Annotated in this window: 2 protein-coding genes; both read right to left on the reverse strand. The window is 70.2% G+C overall.

What is annotated here, in order from left to right; all coding sequences use genetic code 11:
* On the reverse strand, window positions 1-2705 hold a 2705-nt coding region (locus AC1D01_RS26760), incomplete at its 3' end, for a type I polyketide synthase (RefSeq protein WP_477871771.1).
* A 26-nt stretch (window positions 2706-2731) separates the two neighbouring features.
* Window positions 2732-3151 (reverse strand): type II toxin-antitoxin system VapC family toxin, encoded by a 420-nt coding sequence (locus AC1D01_RS26765; protein WP_477871773.1) that lies wholly within the window; start codon window positions 3149-3151, stop codon window positions 2732-2734.
* Between the last annotated feature and the right edge of the window lie 96 nt (window positions 3152-3247).

Genomic DNA, 3247 nt, shown 5'->3' on the forward strand with positions numbered 1-3247 from the left:
CAATCCGGCCGCACGCCGCGCACGAACAACTGGCCGAGGCTGTCGAGCAGCGACACCACGTCGTCGCGCCCCTTGCGCAGCGACGGGATCCACGCGCTGTCGGGCATCACGCTGCCACGCTGCGCCATGTTCAGCAGCGTCGGCTGCGGGCCGACCTCGATGAAGACGCGCAAGCCATCGGCCTGCAGCGCGGCGATCGAATCGCCGAAGCGCACCGCGTCGCGCACGTGGCGGCGCCAGTAGCCGGCGTTGCAGACCTCGTCACCCGCCAACCGGCCGGTCACGTTCGACGCCAGCACGAGCTGCGGCGGGCGGAACTCGACCTGCGCGGCCACCGCCTCGAACTCGTCGAGCATCGGCTCCATCAGCGGCGAGTGGAACGCGTGCGAGACCTTGAGCCGCTGCGACTCGATGCCGGCAACCGCGAGGCGCTCCAGCGCCGCATCGACCGCGTCGGCACGGCCGGAGATCACGGTGTTCTGCGGGCCGTTCGCCGCGGCGATGGCGAGCACGGCAGCATCGCGTGCGATCGCGGCGCGCACGGTGGCCTCGTCGGTGAAGACCGCCGCCATCGCGCCATCGCGCGGCAGGGCACTCATCAGCCTGCCCCGCTCGACGATCAGCTTCAGCCCGTCGGCCAGGTTGAACACGCCGGCCACGCAGGCCGCGACGTACTCGCCGACGCTGTGGCCCATCACCGCGGTCGGCTTGACGCCCCACGATTGCCACAGCTGCGCGAGCGCGTACTCGACGGCGAACAGCGCCGGCTGCGTGAACGCGGTGTCGTCGAGCCGCTCGGCGTCGTTCCACATCACGTCGAGCAGGCGCAGGCCGAGCAGCGGCGTCGTGATGCGCTCGCACTCGTCGAGCGCGGCACGGAACACCGGCTCGGCGTCGTACAGCGCACGGCCCATGCCGGCGACCTGCGCGCCCTGGCCGGTGAACAGGAACACGAGTTCAGGCGCCGTGCCACCGACGGCGCGGCCGCGCGAGGTGCCGGCAGTCGGTGCACCGGCGATGAATTCATCCAGCCGCGCCTTCAATGCGTCGGCGCTGTCGGCGACGACGGCGAGCCGCTCGATGAACGGCGAACGGCCGAGCGCGAGCGTCGCGGCGATCTGGTCGAGCGGTGCCGACGCGGCGGCATCGGCGAGCCGGCGGGCAGCGGCTTCGAGCGCGGGCGGGGTCTGCGCGCTCAGCACGAACAGGTGAGCGGTGCCTCCTTCCGTTCGCCCTGAGCTTGTCGAAGGGCCCGACCATCCTGAGCTTGTCGAAGGACCTGAGCTTGTCGAAGGGTCGGGCTGAGAGGCCGGGGCTTCTTCGAGCACGACATGCGCATTCGTTCCGCTGAACCCGAACGAGCTGACGCTCGCGCGCCGCGGCCGGCCGGCATCGGGCCACGGCGTCGGCACGGTCGGCACCGTGATCGGCATCTCGTCCCAGGCGATCAGCTGGTTCGGCCGCTTCAGGTGCAGGTGCGGCGGGATCGTGCGGTGCTGCAGCGCCAGTGCGACCTTGATGACGCCGGCCACGCCGGCSGCCGCTTCCAGGTGGCCGAKGTTGGTCTTCACCGAGCCCAGCATCAGCGGCGTGTCGGCCGGGCGCTGGCCGTAGACCTGGTGCAGCGCCTTGACCTCGATCGGGTCGCCGAGCGGCGTGCCGGTGCCGTGCGCCTCGACGTAGCTGATCTCGTCGGGCTTCACCCGCGCGTTCGCCAGCGCGGCGCGGATCACCGCCTCCTGCGCCGTGCCGTTCGGCGCGGTCAGGCCGCTGCTGCGACCGTCCTGGTTCAGTGCGGAGCCGCGCACCAGCGCGACGATGCGGTCGCCGTCGCGCTGCGCATCGGACAGCCGCTTCAGCACGACGACGCCGCAGCCCTCGCCGCGCACATAGCCGTCGGCCGCATCGTCGAAGGTCTTGCAGCGCCCGTCGAACGACATCATGCGGGCGCGCGAGGTCAGGATCGAGCCGTCGGCCGTCAGCGTCAGGTTCACGCCGCCGGCGAGCGCGAGGTCGGCCTCGCCGCTGCGCAGGCTCTGCACCGCCCAATGGATCGCGACCAGCGACGACGAGCATGCGGTGTCGATCGCGACGTTGGGCCCGTGCAGCCCGAGGAAGTACGACAGCCGCCCGGCCGCCACGCTGTGCGCGGTGCCCGACGGCGTGTAGGCGTCGCCGAAGCGCGAGCCGATCGCCTCGGACAGCTGGTTCGCATAGTCATGCGTCGTGATGCCCATGTAGACGGCGGTCTGGCTGCCGGCCAGCGACGACGGTGCGATGCCGGCATGTTCGAGCGACTCCCAGGTCACCTCCAGCAGCAGCCGCTGCTGCGGGTCGAGGCTGACGGCCTCGCGCGGCGAGATGCCGAAGAAATGCGCATCGAAGCGGTCGACGTCCTTCACGAAGCCGCCCCAGCGGGTGTAGCTCTTGCCGGGCACGTCGGGATCGGCGTCGAAGCAGGCGTCGGCATCCCAGCGCGATGTCGGCACCTCGGTGACGCCGTCGGTGYCGCTCTCGAGGAAGCGCCAGAAGGCATCCGGTGTGTCGCCGTCGCCGGGGAAGCGGCAGCCGATGCCGACGATCGCGATCGGCTCGTGGCGCGACTGCTCGACGGCCTTCAGCCTCGCCTCGAGCTGGTCGATGGCCTGCAGCGAGCGCTTCAGCAGCGCAGCGTAGTCGGGGGTCTTGGGCGTCGGATCGGTCACGGGATCTCCTGCAGCTCTTTGATGCACTACGCCTGCCACGGGTTGATGACGGCTACGTCAGCGGCCTCGAAGGCGGCCACATCCCGTGTCGCCACCATCATCCCGTTGGCAACGGCCGTTGCCGCGATATAGCCGTCGGCAGCACCGATCGCCAGTCCAGCCGCCCGAGCCTTTGCCATCAAAWCACCATAGGCGCGAGACGCAGGCAGATCGAACGGCAGCACACGGCCGGCGAACAACGGCAGCGTGCGCGTCTCCAGGTTGTCGTGCAGACCATCCCGACGTTTGCCGGCCGGCAGAGTGGCCACGCCGAGGCGCAGTTCGGCCACGGTGATCGCAGACAAATACAGCGTTTCGAGCGGCTGTGTATCGAGCCACTCGACCACGCGCCCATCGGGCAGCTTGCGCATCGGCTCGGAAATGACGTTCGTATCGAGGAGGATCATTCAAAGCTCACCGGTTGGACGGGCGTCTTGTCCCTGGCCCGCTCGAAAACCGCATGCTCCTCGTCGGTCAAGCGCGCCTGGCGTCCGATCGTCACC

It is taken from the genome of Rhizobacter sp. P3_B12 (genome assembly GCF_056402895.1).